The organism is Candidatus Poribacteria bacterium (assembly GCA_009839745.1).
GTDB lineage: Bacteria > Poribacteria > WGA-4E > WGA-4E > WGA-3G > WGA-3G.
The window spans coordinates 1-15,860 of record VXPE01000132.1; the positions used below are offsets into that span (position 1 = coordinate 1).

General features: G+C 48.7%; 11 protein-coding genes. 4 read left to right on the forward strand and 7 right to left on the reverse strand.

Annotation, left to right across the window (positions count from 1 at the left end):
* Positions 1 to 1,684: N-6 DNA methylase (locus F4X88_20620; GenBank protein MYA58685.1), on the reverse strand; the 1,684-nt coding region annotated here is incomplete at its 3' end.
* 89 nt (positions 1,685 to 1,773) lie between these two features.
* The gene (locus F4X88_20625; GenBank protein ID MYA58686.1) at positions 1,774 to 2,019 is read right to left on the reverse strand and encodes an Ldh family oxidoreductase; all 246 of its coding nucleotides are present in this window, start codon (positions 2,017 to 2,019) and stop codon (positions 1,774 to 1,776) included.
* 234 nt (positions 2,020 to 2,253) lie between these two features.
* On the opposite strand from F4X88_20625, the gene F4X88_20630 reads away from it, so the two are divergent.
* The 4 genes from F4X88_20630 to F4X88_20645 all read left to right on the forward strand — a co-directional run bounded on the left by F4X88_20630 (position 2,254) and on the right by F4X88_20645 (position 8,294).
* The gene (locus F4X88_20630; protein ID MYA58687.1) at positions 2,254 to 4,698 is read left to right on the forward strand and encodes a DUF1592 domain-containing protein; all 2,445 of its coding nucleotides are present in this window, start codon (positions 2,254 to 2,256) and stop codon (positions 4,696 to 4,698) included.
* Positions 4,695 to 5,735: a hypothetical protein gene (locus F4X88_20635; protein ID MYA58688.1), complete on the forward strand. Its 1,041-nt coding sequence runs from the start codon at positions 4,695 to 4,697 to the stop codon at positions 5,733 to 5,735. The genes F4X88_20630 and F4X88_20635 overlap by 4 nt, the downstream gene beginning before the upstream one ends.
* A 15-nt stretch (positions 5,736 to 5,750) precedes the next feature.
* Positions 5,751 to 6,752, forward strand: a complete 1,002-nt coding sequence (locus F4X88_20640; GenBank protein ID MYA58689.1) for an SMP-30/gluconolactonase/LRE family protein — start codon at positions 5,751 to 5,753, stop codon at positions 6,750 to 6,752.
* 192 nt (positions 6,753 to 6,944) lie between these two features.
* Entirely contained in the window at positions 6,945 to 8,294 is a 1,350-nt protein-coding gene (locus tag F4X88_20645; protein ID MYA58690.1) for a DUF1552 domain-containing protein, read from the forward strand.
* 437 nt (positions 8,295 to 8,731) lie between these two features.
* On the opposite strand, the gene F4X88_20650 is transcribed toward F4X88_20645, so the two are convergent.
* The 5 genes from F4X88_20650 to F4X88_20670 form a co-directional block, all read right to left on the reverse strand.
* A complete protein-coding gene (locus F4X88_20650) occupies positions 8,732 to 9,538 on the reverse strand; it encodes a Uma2 family endonuclease (protein ID MYA58691.1) in 807 nt (268 codons plus the stop codon).
* A gap of 185 nt (positions 9,539 to 9,723) precedes the next feature.
* A complete protein-coding gene (locus F4X88_20655) occupies positions 9,724 to 11,634 on the reverse strand; it encodes a hypothetical protein (GenBank protein ID MYA58692.1) in 1,911 nt (636 codons plus the stop codon).
* Between the two features lie 122 nt (positions 11,635 to 11,756).
* Positions 11,757 to 13,889, reverse strand: a complete 2,133-nt coding sequence (locus F4X88_20660; GenBank protein MYA58693.1) for a hypothetical protein — start codon at positions 13,887 to 13,889, stop codon at positions 11,757 to 11,759.
* A complete protein-coding gene (locus F4X88_20665) occupies positions 13,879 to 14,727 on the reverse strand; it encodes a formylglycine-generating enzyme family protein (protein ID MYA58694.1) in 849 nt (282 codons plus the stop codon). Before F4X88_20665 ends, F4X88_20660 begins: the two co-directional genes overlap by 11 nt.
* Entirely contained in the window at positions 14,693 to 15,859 is a 1,167-nt protein-coding gene (locus F4X88_20670; protein MYA58695.1) for a tetratricopeptide repeat protein, read from the reverse strand. The genes F4X88_20665 and F4X88_20670 overlap by 35 nt, the downstream gene beginning before the upstream one ends.
* Position 15,860 lies beyond the last annotated feature (1 nt).

A 15,860-nucleotide genomic window follows, 5' to 3' on the forward strand; every position in this document is an offset into this window, starting at 1 on the left:
CCGATTGTCCCTTACGGACGTTTCCACCTAAATCCAGAATATAAAGCCTATCAAACTCATCTACGAGATGTTGCCGCATGCCGTCAAACATCTGTGCGTCGATAAAACTGTTGTTTGTCACGAATACGACGATACCTTCGTCCCTTAGCTTATCTGTTGCCCACCGAATTGCCTTCACATAAGGATCATAGAGTTTATTTTTAAGTTGCGCACTCGAAGCGGCAGCATACGTCGCGCGCACGCGACCATCAACCCCTGCATGCGGCTTATTTTTGTTGTTATCGTTCTCGTTTGCCTGTCTGGCATTATAGGGGGGATTCCCAATAACAACGAACATCGGCATCTCTTTCTGTTCCTCAACCCGCAGTGTATTCTCAGGCGTGAAATAGGAGAACTCCCCCGTTTGATGAGGCGCGTCCATCAGACCGAACGTATCGAACGTATCCACGAAACAGATATGCGGAAAAGGTTCATAAGTGCCCGTCCTCTCATAATAGGCGTGTTCGATGTTCAGACTGGCGATGTAGTAAGGGAGCAACATCACTTCGTTGCAGTGGAGTTCCTCATGGTATTTCTGCGGCAATCGCCGTCCCTGAATCTCCTGCATGAGTCGGACGATGAAGTTCCCAGTGCCAACAAATGGATCGATAATGTGAACTCCCATGTCCGATAGCGAGCGTCCGAACTCGGTTTTGAGAACGTGCTCAACGCTTTTCACCATGAAATCGACAATTGGCTGCGGCGTGTAGACGATGCCGTGTGTATCGGCAATATCCACAGAGAAACCTTGAAAAAACTGCTCGTAAACGGTGTTTAGAAACGCCTGTTTCTGTGAGAAATCGGTGATGGTGGTGGCGGTTTTCTCAATCGCAACATAGAACGGATCCAGCGGACGGAGGAACTCGGAACGGCTCGGAGAACGACGGGTAAGGATTTGGATTACCTTCTCAATTTCTTGGGCGATGATGTTTCTGTTGGTAAAATCGGGATTGTCAAAGACGGTGCGGAAAATTCGCTCAGTGAGGAGATGTTGGATGAGCATCTCTTCGACCTGTGCCTCGGTGAGGTTTGAGTCAATAGAGGCTCGGCACTGTTGATGGAAACTCTGGAAAGCTTGTCGGAACTCAGGATTGTCCTGCATTTCGGTCTCAATGCGCTTTGCAACACCTCGCCCTAACACTGGGACCTTTTCTTTGAATTCTTCAACGGCGGCATACCAATCGACAATATTTTCTTCTCGATACGCAAAGAAGGTGTTTAGCAGATTGATGAGGTCGTTCGGATCTGTGAGGTCTACATCGAGTCGGAGGTGTCCGTTTTGGTAGAGGAGTGCACGGGTCGGCGACTGAACGATGATATTTTTAAAGGGGTAACCCGCCTCTGATTTCTTCCGTGCTTCAGTAGGCAGGTCGTCGTGTGTATCTTTTGCTTCCCAATGTCCGTGTGGCAAGTCAAACGCATCAACGACTTCGCCATCTATCTGGATTCGCCTTTTCTGTGGGGTGTAGCGTGTCTTTTCACAGACGAGGATGAGGTCTGCTTGTCGGCAGTAGTGTTGGAGTAGGTTTTGGAATGCGGTTCGGACTGCGCCTTCGTGTTCTGCTCCGACTTTCGCGTATTCCGAAAGTTCAGTGTAGTAGTTTCTGATGGGTTTGTGTGTGGGTTTAATATTGAGGCTCGGCATAACGTTCGCTCCGTGTATAGTTAGCAATTGGATTGCAAACACTGCCAATTATACACGGATAGAGGGCGGGGTTGCAAGGAGAAAATTAATTACCTGTTCCAGGGAATTTCAACACTTAATTCGTCAGCAAGCCGTTCAATTTCTTGTACTGGTTCTTTGTGGAGCGGAATCCCATTTGCGAGGCGTTCCTGCGTCAATTCCCACTCAATCTCACCAGGGAGGGTGACACGCGTAAATCCACTGCGTGGGGTGGCTTGACGGGTCATCCGAATTTGCCGGTCGATTTCGGCTTTAAATTCTGCGATAGCGGTGAAACTGGCGATGTTAAAGGACACGTGGACAGTCGCTGAGAACCTTTGCTATTTCTGACCTCGCCATTTTAGCAGAATTGACCTTAAAGCGCAAATGCTGTTTAGAAAACTAAATAATCCAGTATTTAATAGGATTTTATTTGCCGTTAGGTCTCATACTAAGGTATAATGACTGCATATTCGCGTAAACACACAACCAAACGTAAACGTTGTTAGAATAACACAAAACTTCATTTCCACAGCACAGGAAACATACTCATGATTTCGCTCAATTATGCCTCACCTTGTTTCTGTCTGATCTTCGTGCTACTGCTCGTTGCACTTGCTGTCAACGCGGGTGAAACGGACCCTTCCGATTTTTCACAAAACGGTGCTATCTTCTTGGAAGAATACTGTTTTAGTTGTCACGCCGGTGACCAGCCTGCCGCCGAACTCTCCTTGGATTCATTCACGGACAATCGCTCTTTAATTGAGAATAGGGACATCTGGGACCGGATTCTGGACATGCTCACAACGGGTCAGATGCCTCCACCAGACAGTGATGGGATTCCACCGATAGAAACGTCGGAATCGTTTGTTGCGCACATTGAAACAATCTTTGAACATGCCGATCGCATGGCTAAACCGGATCCTGGACGCGTAACGGTGCGCCGCCTCAATAAGGTCGAATACAAAAATACCGTCCGCGATCTACTGGGTGTTGATTTCAATCCAACCGAGAATTTTCCTGCAGATGATGTCGGACACGGGTTTGATAATATTGGCGATGTGCTCACGATGTCACCACTTCTCATGGAGCGTTACCTTGAAGCCGCGGAGGCAATCGCCACACGTGTTATCTTGTTGGATCGACCACCGCCCTCGAAACGTTACCAGAGTGGGAGTCGTCTGGAACCGCACCACGACGATGTCCCTGATGAGCGTTACCGCCTGCTCGATCCGACCGCCACAGAAGCGTGGAAATCCGGTCCTTTTACAACAGGGGTGACATACTTCAAGATAGCTCCCGATACGGAAATCATCTACCGCGCAACGCTTTATGCCGAAACAGACAGCGAAACACCCGTGGAAGTGGTGTTATTCATTCAGGGTACTGAATTGGAGGACATAACACCTCCAGAGAAACTTGCACGCTTGGTCGGTGTAGATCCGACGGCAGACAACAACATCAAGGTTCTGAAGGCTTTTAAGATTACTGCACGCGAGGAAAAAAAGAGACAGACGATTGAATTCTTTATTACCGGTATTCCGAACATAGAAAAAGTCGGCATTGCGATGCTGAAACCAAGAGAAGGTGAACCGCACGCGAAACTCCAGATTCGCACACTCTGGGCAGAGGGACCTTTAGAAACCAGACCCGATTCTCATTTTGAAATTCTGGCGTGCACACCTGATATCTCGCAAGCAGTGCAGACCCGTGAAGTGCTAACGCGGTTGCTTCGGCGCGCCTATCGCCGTCCACCCACCGAAATCGAAGTGGAGCAACTTGCCGAGTTTGTAGCATCAGTCCAAGCGGATGGGGTGTCGTGGGAGGCAGGGATTCAAGCTGCGATTAAAGTTATGCTTTGTTCACCGAAATTCTTATTTCGGTTGGAGTTAGACGACCGTCCACTGGGTTCAGAACCGTATCCGATTGATGAGTTTCAACTCGCTTCTCGGCTCTCCTACTTCTTGTGGTGTAGCATGCCGGATGACGAGCTCCTTGAACTCGCTGAAAGAAAACAACTCACTGCCAATCTGGCGTCACAAGTTAAGCACATGCTTGCAGATCCGAAAGCCTCCGAATTGGGAAGTAACTTCGGAACCCAATGGCTGCAAATCCAGCGACTGACAACGGCTGCGCCTGATCTGGAACAATTTCCATATTTCACAGGGAGTTTGCGTCTCGCCATGCTAAAGGAGACGGAACTTTTTGTCGAATCCATCTTTCGCGAAGATCGGAGTGTTCTGGATCTGATTGATGCCGATTACACTTTCCTCAATCAAACCATCGCAAACCACTACGGCATTATGGATACACAGGGAAACTGGAGAGGGCAAAAGAACCCGATACCGGGCGGAGAAGCGATTAAAGGCAGATCGTTTCGACGGGTCAAGATACAAGGGAACTCACGCGGTGGTGTCCTGAGCCACGCCAGCGTCTTGACGGTGACTTCTAATCCGACGCGTACGTCTCCCGTCAAAAGGGGACGTTGGGTTCTGGAACAGATACTCGGTACACCGCCACCACCGCCACCACCGGATGTTCCGGAATTGGAAGAAGAGGGTGAGGCGGTTCACGGGATTACGCTGCGTGAACGTCTTGAGCAACACCGAGCGGATCCGGCATGTGCTAACTGTCATGCGAAAATGGATCCGATCGGATTCGCACTCGAAAACTACAACGCGATTGGGGCTTTTCGATGGAAAGATGGCGAATTGCGTATTGATACGACTGCGAAATTGCCAGATGGCACGATATTGCACGGCGTAGCAGACCTGAAACAGGTCGTCAAAGACAGAAAGGAGCAATTCTTACGCTGTCTGACGGAGAAAATGTTAACCTATGCTTTAGGCAGAGGATTGGAATACTATGATCGATCGACCGTTGATAGGATCGTGGCACAACTTGAAGCCGGAGGTTATAGGAGTTCTGTGATGATTACAGAGATCGTCAAGAGTGATCCGTTTCGATTGCGCCGTGGAACGAAGGACAATTTATGATGCGGATTTTTCTCGTTTTCCTTTCATTCATCATAATTCTCCAGTCAAGTTGTTATACATCCTCCTATTATGAAATACCGGGTAGCAATCCGATGTCACAGTTGGAGGAAAAATATTCCGTTTACTTAGATTCGACATGGACGACAAAGCACGCTCACGCGCTTTTAAAGGTCTTTGAATCCATGTCCCCAAATCTGGATCTACAATTTTCCAGATGGCGTATAACTGACGATGGCTTGGAACACGATATTAAGATTGAATCCAAGGATAAGTTAAAATTCGTTACGATTAGTAGAGATGTTTTTCCAGTTGAAGAATCTCAAGAGGTTGTGTCACCGGGCAAGCACCTCTATTATGCCGTCGTTCAATACGTAACAGAGAATGGAACAAACAGAGCCCTCATAGAATTAATATTGCAAGCAAGGTATGGTATATCTGTCCCGTCTTATGATTCATTACCCGATGAAACGAAAAATAAAACAACAAAACGCTACTCGGATTTTGAAAATCATGATCTGATGCTCATTATATCAGTATTTGAAGAATTCCCTCAGGCATTACATAAAATACCTCGATTGAAGTATATAGTCCGCAGAGTCGATAACGAAGATGATGAAAACAGAGGCGTGAGTCATGCCCTGACAAGTCGTGGGTACATAGAGTTTGCTGAATCCATTTTCACTCGTCGTCATTTTCGTGAATTTATTATCACGCGTCGCATAATTGCCCACGAAAAGGCACATTTTTTATGGACTTATGTTTTTAATAGAGAACTTAAATTGGATTGGGCGAAACTTGGGGGATGGTATAGAGAAGGAACAAGTGAGTCAGGTTGGTCAACAACTAAAGATCGATCGGCGTTTGTATCAGACTACGCTTCTGAAAAAAATCCAAATGAGGATATGGCGGAAAGTATTGCGAATTATCTGTTATCTCCTCATAAACTCCGTTCCTGTTGTCCTGAGAAATATGAATTTATTCACAATCGGATTATGCTTCTGTATGTTGAACGCTGGGGCACGTCTGATTTTATGTAAATCTGGGAGAGGCTTATGAGTACATCAAAACAATTTTCACGTCGAACATTTTTACGCGGTTTGGGAGTCGGTGCGGCTTTACCTTGGTTGGAAACGATGGGACCCCTGGTGGCTTGGGCAGACACATCCATAGATGGGAAAGCGATTACGCGTTATCCCGATCCAGCGGTTGAAGTCATTGACCCACGTTTCGCGAAATACAAAGTCGGAAACGCTGTCGTAGAACGACTCTGGACGGGGTCGCGCTGGGCAGAGGGCCCCGTCTGGTTCGGTGATGGCGGATACCTCCTTTGGAGTGATATTCCAAACAACTGTATTCTGAAATGGCAGGAAGCCACGGGTATGGTGAGCGTTTATCGCAAACCGGCTAACTACACCAATGGACATACACGCGATCGGCAAGGTCGGCTTATCAGTTGTGAACACGGCACACGACGTGTCACACGTACCGAATATGACGGAACGATTACCGTCCTCATAGACACCTTTGAGGGCAAACGCTTCAATGCCCCCAACGATGCTGTTGTTCATCCTGATGGACATATCTGGTTTACCGATCCGGGATACGGTATCCTTTCCCATTATGAAGGACATAAAGCAGAATTTGAATTGCCGACTTCCGTTTATCGCCTGAATCCTGATACTGGCGAAGCGGTCGTCGTAACGGAAGAAATCGAAAGACCGAACGGCATCTGTTTCTCGCCCGATTACAATAAACTTTACGTTGCGGATACCGGTTCTCCGAAAAATATTGTTGTCCATGATGTCGTCAACGGTGAAGGGTTGGCGAACAAACAGGTATTCGCGGATATGGCATCCGGTGCTGCTGATGGACTTCGATGCGATACCGATGGAAATCTGTGGGCAGGCACAGGCTGGGTCGGCGAAGGCTACGACGGTGTGCATATCTTCGCGCCAGACGGAACGCTTATTGGAAAGATCCATCTTCCCGAAATTTGTGCAAACATCTGTTTCGGGGGCGTGAAACGCAACAGGCTTTTCATGGCAGGTAGCTAATCTCTCTATTCGGTTTATGTCAATGCGCAAGGAGTGCCGTATTTTTAGCCAGTGATAAACATTTGACAAGGGAAAAAAGATCGGGTATAATTGTGTCATAGGCGTTCTGAAACGAGAAATCACGTAGTAACAGTAGAGGTTTTCCAAGTTTCCTACTGCCTTAACTATAGGAGAGTTGACGAAGGAATAATTATGAACACTTCAAAACAACTTTCACGTCGAACATTTTTACGCGGTTTAGGTGTCAGTATTGCTCTGCCGTGGCTGGAGGTAATGGGACCCCTTACCTCGTGGGCAAACGCTCCCGCGAGTGGGATAGCACACCAGACGGCTCCGAATCGGATGGCATTCCTTTACGTGCCAAACGGAAAGATTATGGAGGATTGGACACCGAAGCAGGTTGGAACTAACTACGAACTCACAGATATCCTGAAACCTTTGGAAAATGTGAAAGACAAGATGTTGGTGCTCAGTGGTCTAACGGCTGATAAAGCCCGTGCGAACGGGGACGGCGGGGGTGATCACGCCCGTGCGATGGCTGCTTTCCTTACAGGCGCGCAGCCCCGTAAAACGGATGGTGCTGACATTCAAGCGGGTGTTTCTGTTGACCAGGCCGCGGCATCGCATATCGGTAGCCGGACCCGAATGCCTTCGCTTGAACTCGGAATTGATCCTGGAAGAAGGGCAGGGAATTGCGATTCTGGCTATAGCTGCGTTTATTCATCAACGCTCTCATGGCGTTCTGCGACGCAACCACTTCCCAAAGAGGTACACCCGAAACTCGCTTTCGAACGACTGTTCTCCTCTCTGCCCGACACACAACGAGAGGAACGCGATCAACAGCGAAAAAGTATCCTCGATTTTGTCAGACAGGACTCAAAAGATATACTCCGTCACGTCAGTGGAAACGACGTCCGGAAACTCGATGAGTACTTCTCTTCTATCCGTGACATTGAAATAAGAATCGCATCGGCTGAAAAGTTCCCACGCATCGAAAGCCCGGACTATACCGTGCCGGAGGAGATTCCAGCAGATTATCAAGAACATCTACGTTTGATGATGGATCTTATGGTACTCGCATTTCAGGCGGATATAACCCGTGTTACAACCTTTGTCCTCGCAAATGAAGGGAGTAACAAACCCTATCCGTTCGTCGATGTTCCAGAGGGACACCACTACTTGTCACACCACAGCGGTGATGAAGAGAAGATAGAAAAGATCAAGCGAATTGATATCTTCCATTCTCAGCAGTTGGCGTATTTCTTGGACAAACTGGATGCTACCCGTGAAGGAGATGGTTCGCTCTTGGATCATTCAATGATTCTATACGGTAGCGGGAATGCGGATGGCAATCGACACAGCCACCACGATCTCCCAATTTTACTCGCTGGCAACGGCTGTGGAACGATCAGGAGCGGTCGTCATATTCGCTATCCGAAAGAGACACCGCTTAACAATCTCTGGCTATCCATGCTTAATCGGATGGATGTCGATCTTGCCCAATTAGGCGATAGCACTGGTAGTTTACACGGACTCTCTTAGGTCTAAAGAGAACGGCTGTGGGACCTTGTATGGGGTCTTCGCGTATACCGCAACGACATTCTCATTTGTAACGTATCCTGTTAGGTTGCGTCCTTTCATCCCATTAATATTACTATTAGTAATATTATGCGTTTGACCTCAACGCCTGGATTAGGTCAAACGATACACCTCAATTGATCCTCCTACCAACATTTTCTCAGTAACATATTCGGAGTATTAAGGAAAAATGTCGCCGAAATTATCTGGCATTCCGTTGTAAAATAGCGGACACTTTCTGATTCGATATCTGCGGCATAATTTCGCGGTATTAAGCGCACGAACCCAGTTATTGTGTGGGTTTCAAGCAAAATATCATTACTTTGGAAAAATTATTTTTGAGAATGGGTTTCATTATCAGAAATAAGGCAATCGCAATTTGGGATGTTTTTGGAGTTGTTTTATCGAGGACCGGATTGCGCCCGAAGGCGTTCTAACTCCGCCTCTAAAGCCTGCCGCCGTTCCATTTCTTCTTCAGCACGCGCTTCCGCTTCCACTCTCAGACGCTGCTCCTCTGCTCTCAGGTGTTGTGCCTCTATTCTCAGATGCTCCTCCTCTATAGAAGTCGTAATTGGGGTGCCGTCCGGCAGATAGGGGCGTAAAAGCCGCACCTCGTTAGGCAAGATATTTTCCCAGCGAAACAAGAGGTTTAACGTCTCGCTGAACAACCCCCCTTGCGCATCCGGTAGGATTTCGCTGATGCCACCTGATGGACTTCGCCGCCACCCCCGAAACTCCGCTGGCTTCTTCATTTCAGGCTGATGGATGAAGTATTCTGGAACGCCCATATCCATCAAATACAGTTGAACTTTTTCATTCCGGTCTTGATTCGCAGTTGAATCCGAAAGGAATTCAAAAACCACGGCGGGAACGGCACCTTCGGACCAGGTGTAAAAACTGCGCCGTTGGGGAAATTTATCAACCCCTAAAACAACATAAACATCTGGAGCGACGAATTTTGTCAGGGCACCTTCACGGTAGTAGATGAAATTGTCAATGCCAACATAGATGTGCGGATTGATTGCAAAATATCGATAGAGTTGATCAAAAAAGTTAGAAATCTGTTCCGCGTGGAATCCTGTGGCAGCCATAGGTTCATCGTCCTCGCAGGGGTATCCTTCAATGTAGATAGTCGGTTTCCCACTCGCTTTTGGAAAAACAGGCATATACTTTCTTTGTTTGAATTCAAAGTCTTTTAGAGTATCCATAATTTTCTTCCTTGTGAGGGACTGTGGGAGCCTAATGGGTTAAAGTGTTGGGTTTTGCTGGTATTTGGGTGTGTTCGAGTTTAATGTTTCGCGCGCCGCAACTGCCATGCTATTTTCTTGTAATTTTAGCAAAGTGCGTATGGTTTGTCAAGTCAAAACCGATAAGACAAGCAGCGAGAGATAGGCTACCAATCTTTAAACGGGAATATGCGCGTTTCTGTCGCCATCCCGTAGAAACTCCATAAACTCCCTGCAACGAACTCACCGAGAATTAAACCGAGGAAGAACGGTGCCGCCTTGCGATGCAACTGCAATCCCCCCTGCTTGATAATCAGCCATTTTGCGGTCGTGCTAATCACAAGCGAGATCCAGAGCCAGTTCATACACCAATCCGCTGCTCCTGAGACAGCATAACCAACGGCATGGAAGGGCCACCAAAAGAAACGCATCCGTAAAAACATCAAGAGAAACGTGAATCCCATACCGACACCCATCGCGGTCACTTCAGGAACATTCGGTCCCATCGGAAAATTGAGTTGTTGTTGCAACCTATCGAAGGGATGACGTGCAAAACCGCCAGCCGCCCCAAAATGATATACATCGTGGAGATATGCCCAGAAAGAACCGATCGAACCGACAAGGGCAGCAAGGAGCATTACCCACACCAGGGGTTTCGGATTAAACCGCGCACGTGAAGCAAGCTGGAACCCTTCTAACTGATGCGGCATTGGATGACTGCGGTGCGCACGATTAAAGAAAAATAGGAAAGAGAGTGCTGTTAAGTTCGGACCTCCCATACCCCGCGAACCCAGAATCGCCGGTAAAGCGTAATCAGGCCCCATGAAATGTAGATCGTGTGCGGGGGCACCGGATTCTACCCGCATGCGTGTGATCCCTGTTGACAACGCGAAATACATCGCAAAGAAGGCGATACCGAGCGAAATACTGATGCCTATCTTCACTGAAAACCCTATGAGGTAGATACACCCCAACACAATGCCTATAACGGCAGTCCGATATCGCATCGGTTCAACGGACTCATCAAGGCTTGAACGTCCTGTGGTTATCTGTTTGAAGACTTCAGTGAGGTATTTGCGGCTTGCCCATATCGCGAAGATCGCAAGCCCAAGATACGCACCCAGTGACTGTTGTCGGTCATAAGGAAACCCGGGTAATCCCCGAACCCCGATGATGGCACCAGCGACTCGCTGCATCTTGCGAAACAGATAGAAAAACCAGCAAGAGAACGATAAGTCCAGAGGCATAAAGAATCCGAGGCCGATGACGAAGGGATAGATAGAAAACGGGGTCCAACCGATGGCGTTCCACGGTTTGTCCGTGAAAAACTGGCTGATATTCCGAAACCGAACGCCAATGATCGGAATGGTCGGGAAGAGGTAACTGAACCCGTTAATGAGGTTCAGCAACGAGACGAGGATAAACGCTGTCCAGAAGGGTTTACTTCTGAAGAAGTTCCTACCGCTGTCGCGCGTCATTTCTAAGGGCAGCTGGATGATAGGGTAGGCAAGTTTTTCACGTTCAGTCCACTGCTTCCGAAGCACAACGTTGATGCAGAGCATTACAAACACAAGTACGACGATGAAACTCGTCCACCACAAGGCCGGACCGAGCCATGCTTGTAGCACTTCTGCGCGATAAAACGTGGTTTGCCCTTCGTAAAACCCTTCTAAAATCCCTTTATCTTGGACTGTTCCCCACGTCGGCATGTATCGGTATAAGAGTTCTCGCCATTCGTTTTCAGGGGTATCGAACCAGAAGACGTGCCCGATCATCGGAATGAGCACTTGTGTGTGGTCGTGTGAAGCAATCGCACTCGCCATGCAAAGCATCACATATATGACAAGCAGTTCGCCATGTGTCAATGCCCACTGTCGATTTATTCGTCGGACAAGTAGATTGAGAAGGGTAATCGTAAATACGAAGAAGACTGCGTTGAAAAACAGGGACATCGTTGTCGGAAAAAGCCCCCACCAGACCATCTCCGTGTACATAATCCAATAGCAGTTGACCGGAATAAGGATGAGGGATAATACAACGGATTTGAAGGTAACACCACGGGTTAAAGCCGAAGGCATGTAATTCTCCAGTATTTTTATAGTTGTCAGTCTTCAGTTTTCAGTTAAAGATAAAGAGGGATCTGAAAATACATCAAATCTTTCGATCCCACCCGTTCGGTCCAACCTACGGGGGATTTTTTTTATTTCATAACTGCTTGGAGCATCTGCACAATGTCAAGATGTCCTCTCGATTGCGCTAACGTCAGGGCAGTATCACCTTGTCTGTTTTTCAGAGAGGCATCGGCACTATGCTCAAGGAGAAGCTTAACGATTTCTGAATACCCGCGCCACGCCGCATACATCAACGCTGTCTCACCGGTCCGGTTTTGGGTATTGACAACGGCACCTTTCGTCAGTAAGCGTTTGACAATCGCCAAATTTCCTGTCTTGTGGATAATAAAGATTAGCGGCGTATTGCCGTTGGGGTCTGTGAGGTCCACGTCTGCTCCGTTTTCGACGAGGAACATCACCACATTCCCGTATCCGTTTTCTGCGGCGATGTGTAACGGGGTCCTACCGAGCGCATCTTTTATGTTCATATCCGCGCCTGTGTCGTGAAGATGCTTAGTATCCCCTGTCCACGCAGCTGCGAAGAGTTTATCCTCGGGTGTATCTGAAAATTCAGAAATAACGTGTTCCCGATTTATGGGAAGATTTCTATAGACTTGCACGACACCGCTCTGCCACCGCACCTCAAGCCTATCGATAACAGGGTGCGCTCCCAATCCGAAGTGGAGTCGACCGTCATGGCTGGACAGGTAACTTGCGGCTCGATTAATCTCTTGGGCTTGTGTGTGTCCGCCTGCTGTCAAGGTAACGCGCGTCCCTACTGCGTCCCTACTGCTGATAACCCCAAGGGTTTTAATCCGAACCCAGTTGTGTTGTGTTCCAGTCTCATTTCGTAATAGGGTCACGGGACCGTTAGACTGTGTGACGAGCATATCCATATCACCGTCATTATCATAGTCTCCGAAAAGCGCACCGCGGCTTACTGCAGCATTTTGAAAATAGGCACCCCCGCTCGCGGATACCTCTTGAAATGTGCCATCTCCTCGATTACGGAAAATCTGATCCTGTTGACGATAGGTCAGGATATCGTGTGTGTCTTCAATATTGTCAATAATATGCCCATTCGCGATGAATATATCCCGCCATCCATCGTTATCGACATCAAGGAAGCCTGTACCGAAGCCGACGCACAGGTAACTCTCTTTACCGAGATGCGCTTCATAAATGACATCCGTGAACGTCCCGTCCCCGTTGTTCCGGTAAAGCGCGTTGGTTTCATAAGAGAGGTTCGTAACGAAAATATCGAACCATCCGTCGCCGTTGTAATCGTCAGTGGCAACACCCATCCCGGCTTGCGCAACCCCGTTGAAGCTGTAAGCGCATCCAGCCAGCAGCGAGATTTCACTGAACGTTCCATCCCCGTTGTTATAAAAAAAATCGTTTCGGGTATCGTCGTTTGCGACATAAAGGTCTGGAACACCATCGTTATTGAAGTCGGCTGAGACGACCCCTAACCCTTTTCCGTGAAACAAGCCACCAATACCTCCAACACCGGCTTCCTGACTGACATCCGTAAAAGTTCCGTCTCCGTTATTGCGATAGAGTGTATCGGGCGCGCCTTCATACAGGGAAGGATGACAATAGGTTTGAACGCCGTCTTCCCCGCATGGACGGTAGGGGACATCCGTTGTGTAGACAAGATAGTTCACAACGAACAGATCGAGGTATCCGTCCCGATTATAGTCCAGGAAGCAGGCGCTGCTACTCCACGCTGGATCACCGACGCCCGCGTGAGCCGTGACATCTGTAAAAGTGCTATCACCGTTGTTACGGTAGAGAATATTGACCCCAAAATTAGTCACGTAAAGATCCACATCGCCATCGTTGTCATAATCGGCGCAAGCCGTGCCTTGTCCGTAGTTGCCGCGATTTCCCACACCTGCAGTCGCTGTAATATCAGTAAAAGTGCTATCACCGTTGTTACGGTAGAGCGTGCTCAGTGCCTCATCTGTTGTGGACGATTCCTTCCAATAGCCGCTGTTCACAAGGTAGATGTCCAAATACCCATCATTGTTGGCATCGAAGAAGGCACCACCCGCACCAAGGGTTTCGGGCAGATGATATGCCCCTTCCGCACCATTGATGTGCTTAAAATTGATACCTGCCTCCGCAGTTACATCAACGAATTGAATCGCAGCCGGTGACGGCGAGAGCGGAACGCATATAAGGAGGACTGTAAGGAGAACGATGCTTTTACTTTTCATAATCTTTGGCGAGTCGGAAGCCGATGAAACTGGTTCCAATCGCTGGGTATTGCCCAATCCGTGTGGAACACCGCGCTAACTTTTCCCTGTTCAACCACGACCCGCCTCTCACAACGCGGCGACTCCCAACCGCCGGTCCTTTTGGATTTCCATCGGGACTCTGGCGGTAATAGGTTTCGGAATACCAGTCAGCCACCCATTCCCAGACGTTGCCCGCCATGTCGTGCGCGCCGTAAGGACTTGCCCCTGTAGGATAAGCACTAACCGGTTTCGGATGCGCCCTTGATTGCGTCCATGTATTGGCGTGGACGGTTGTTCCGTTGATGCGTTGCGTGAAGGTATTCCCCCAGGGCCAGCGTCTGGCGTTTGTTCCGCGTGCTGCTTTTTCCCATTCTGCTTCAGTGGGTAGCCGCATGCCGCGCCACGTCGCGTAGGCGACAGCGGAGTGCCATGAGATACCTATGACAGGATGATTCGGTTTCGTTTCTGCGATGCGGGGCCATGTCCCAAACTCACCGTCATAACTGATCGGGGTGTGCTCACTGCCGATGCCGCCATTTTCAAGCCAAAATGGGTGGTATTCCGCGTTGGTTACCTCCGTTTTACCGATGTAATAGGCATCCAGATAGATTTTATGTGCAGGTGCTTCATTTGGTAGATCGTCATCGCTGCCCATAGTGAAATGCCCCGCGGGGATGAGACACATTTCGGGTTCAGTCCACGCGTAGGGTGAAAACGCCAAGAGGGTATAAAGTAAACCGAGAATGTATACTTCTCGGCTTGCAAAGCGTGCCGAAAATTTGCTATTGAGAAGTGGGTTTTGACGTGAGACGTTCATATTCCTGATAGGTTTTCTCGGCTTCTGTGTGTGCGCCAGCGAGTTCGTAAGCTTTGGAGAGATTCAGATAGAAGCGCGGTTCGGAAGGCTTTAAATGAATGGCTGTTTGATATTGATCTATCGCTTCGGAATACTGTTTTAACATCAAATGCGCGCCGGCAAGACTGTTGCGGTACGTTGCGACGTTCGGTTTCTGCTGAATCGCTTTCCGGTACATCGCCACTGCCTGCTTGTAGTTCTGTCCTTGAAAGTGGATGTATCCGAGGACTTCATAGCCGCGCGTCTCTTGTGGTGCGAGCTTGACGTAACGTTCCAAAGATTGCGTTGCCTCGGTCCAGAGGTGACGCTTGAGTTGGGTTCTACCGAGTTGGTACCACGCTTCGGCATTGGTAGGGTTTTGCTTCACAAATCGCTTGAGATGTGTCAGTTGCTCTTCCTCAATGGACAGCACCTCAAAACGTTGTAAATTCTTCTGCGCTGCTTGTGTTTCCCCGATACGACGATGTGCTGTGCCTAAAGAGAAATGCGCCTTCGCGTGGAAAGGATCGATTTCAATGAGTGCTTTAAAAGTATCAATAGCGGATTGCCACGCTTCCTGTTGAAGAAAGGCATTCCCAAGTGTGTAGCGTGCCGTCAGCGAAGTTGGATCGAGTTTTAGTGCGTGTTGAAATTCCCGAATGGCGGCATCGGTGAGATTATCACGGAAATAGGCGATGCCCAATAGGGTCCGCATGCGGGCGTGATTCGCATCCATTGCGACTGCTTTCTGTAGGACTTGGGTCGCCTGTGCGGTGTCCCCTAAGTGAACGAGTAACACATCACCTAATTCATAATACGCCTCGATATAATTTTCATCAGCGTTTATCGCTCGTTGGAATGCTTCTGCCGCCGCAGGGGTCTCCTCAGCCCCTTTATAAATCAATCCCAAGACGCAGTGGGCATCCGCCAAGGAGGTATCCAATGTGACGGCTTCCTCTAAAGCGGTTCTTGCTTTTTCCGGCTCTCCGTGGGCGAGGGCGCGTAATCCAGCGTCATATAACCGTGCCGCTTCGGGATGGTATCTCGGTGCTGCAATGGTAAGCGAGGTCAGGAACAGTAGCAGATGCGCGAAAACGCGTTTGAATGGGATCATA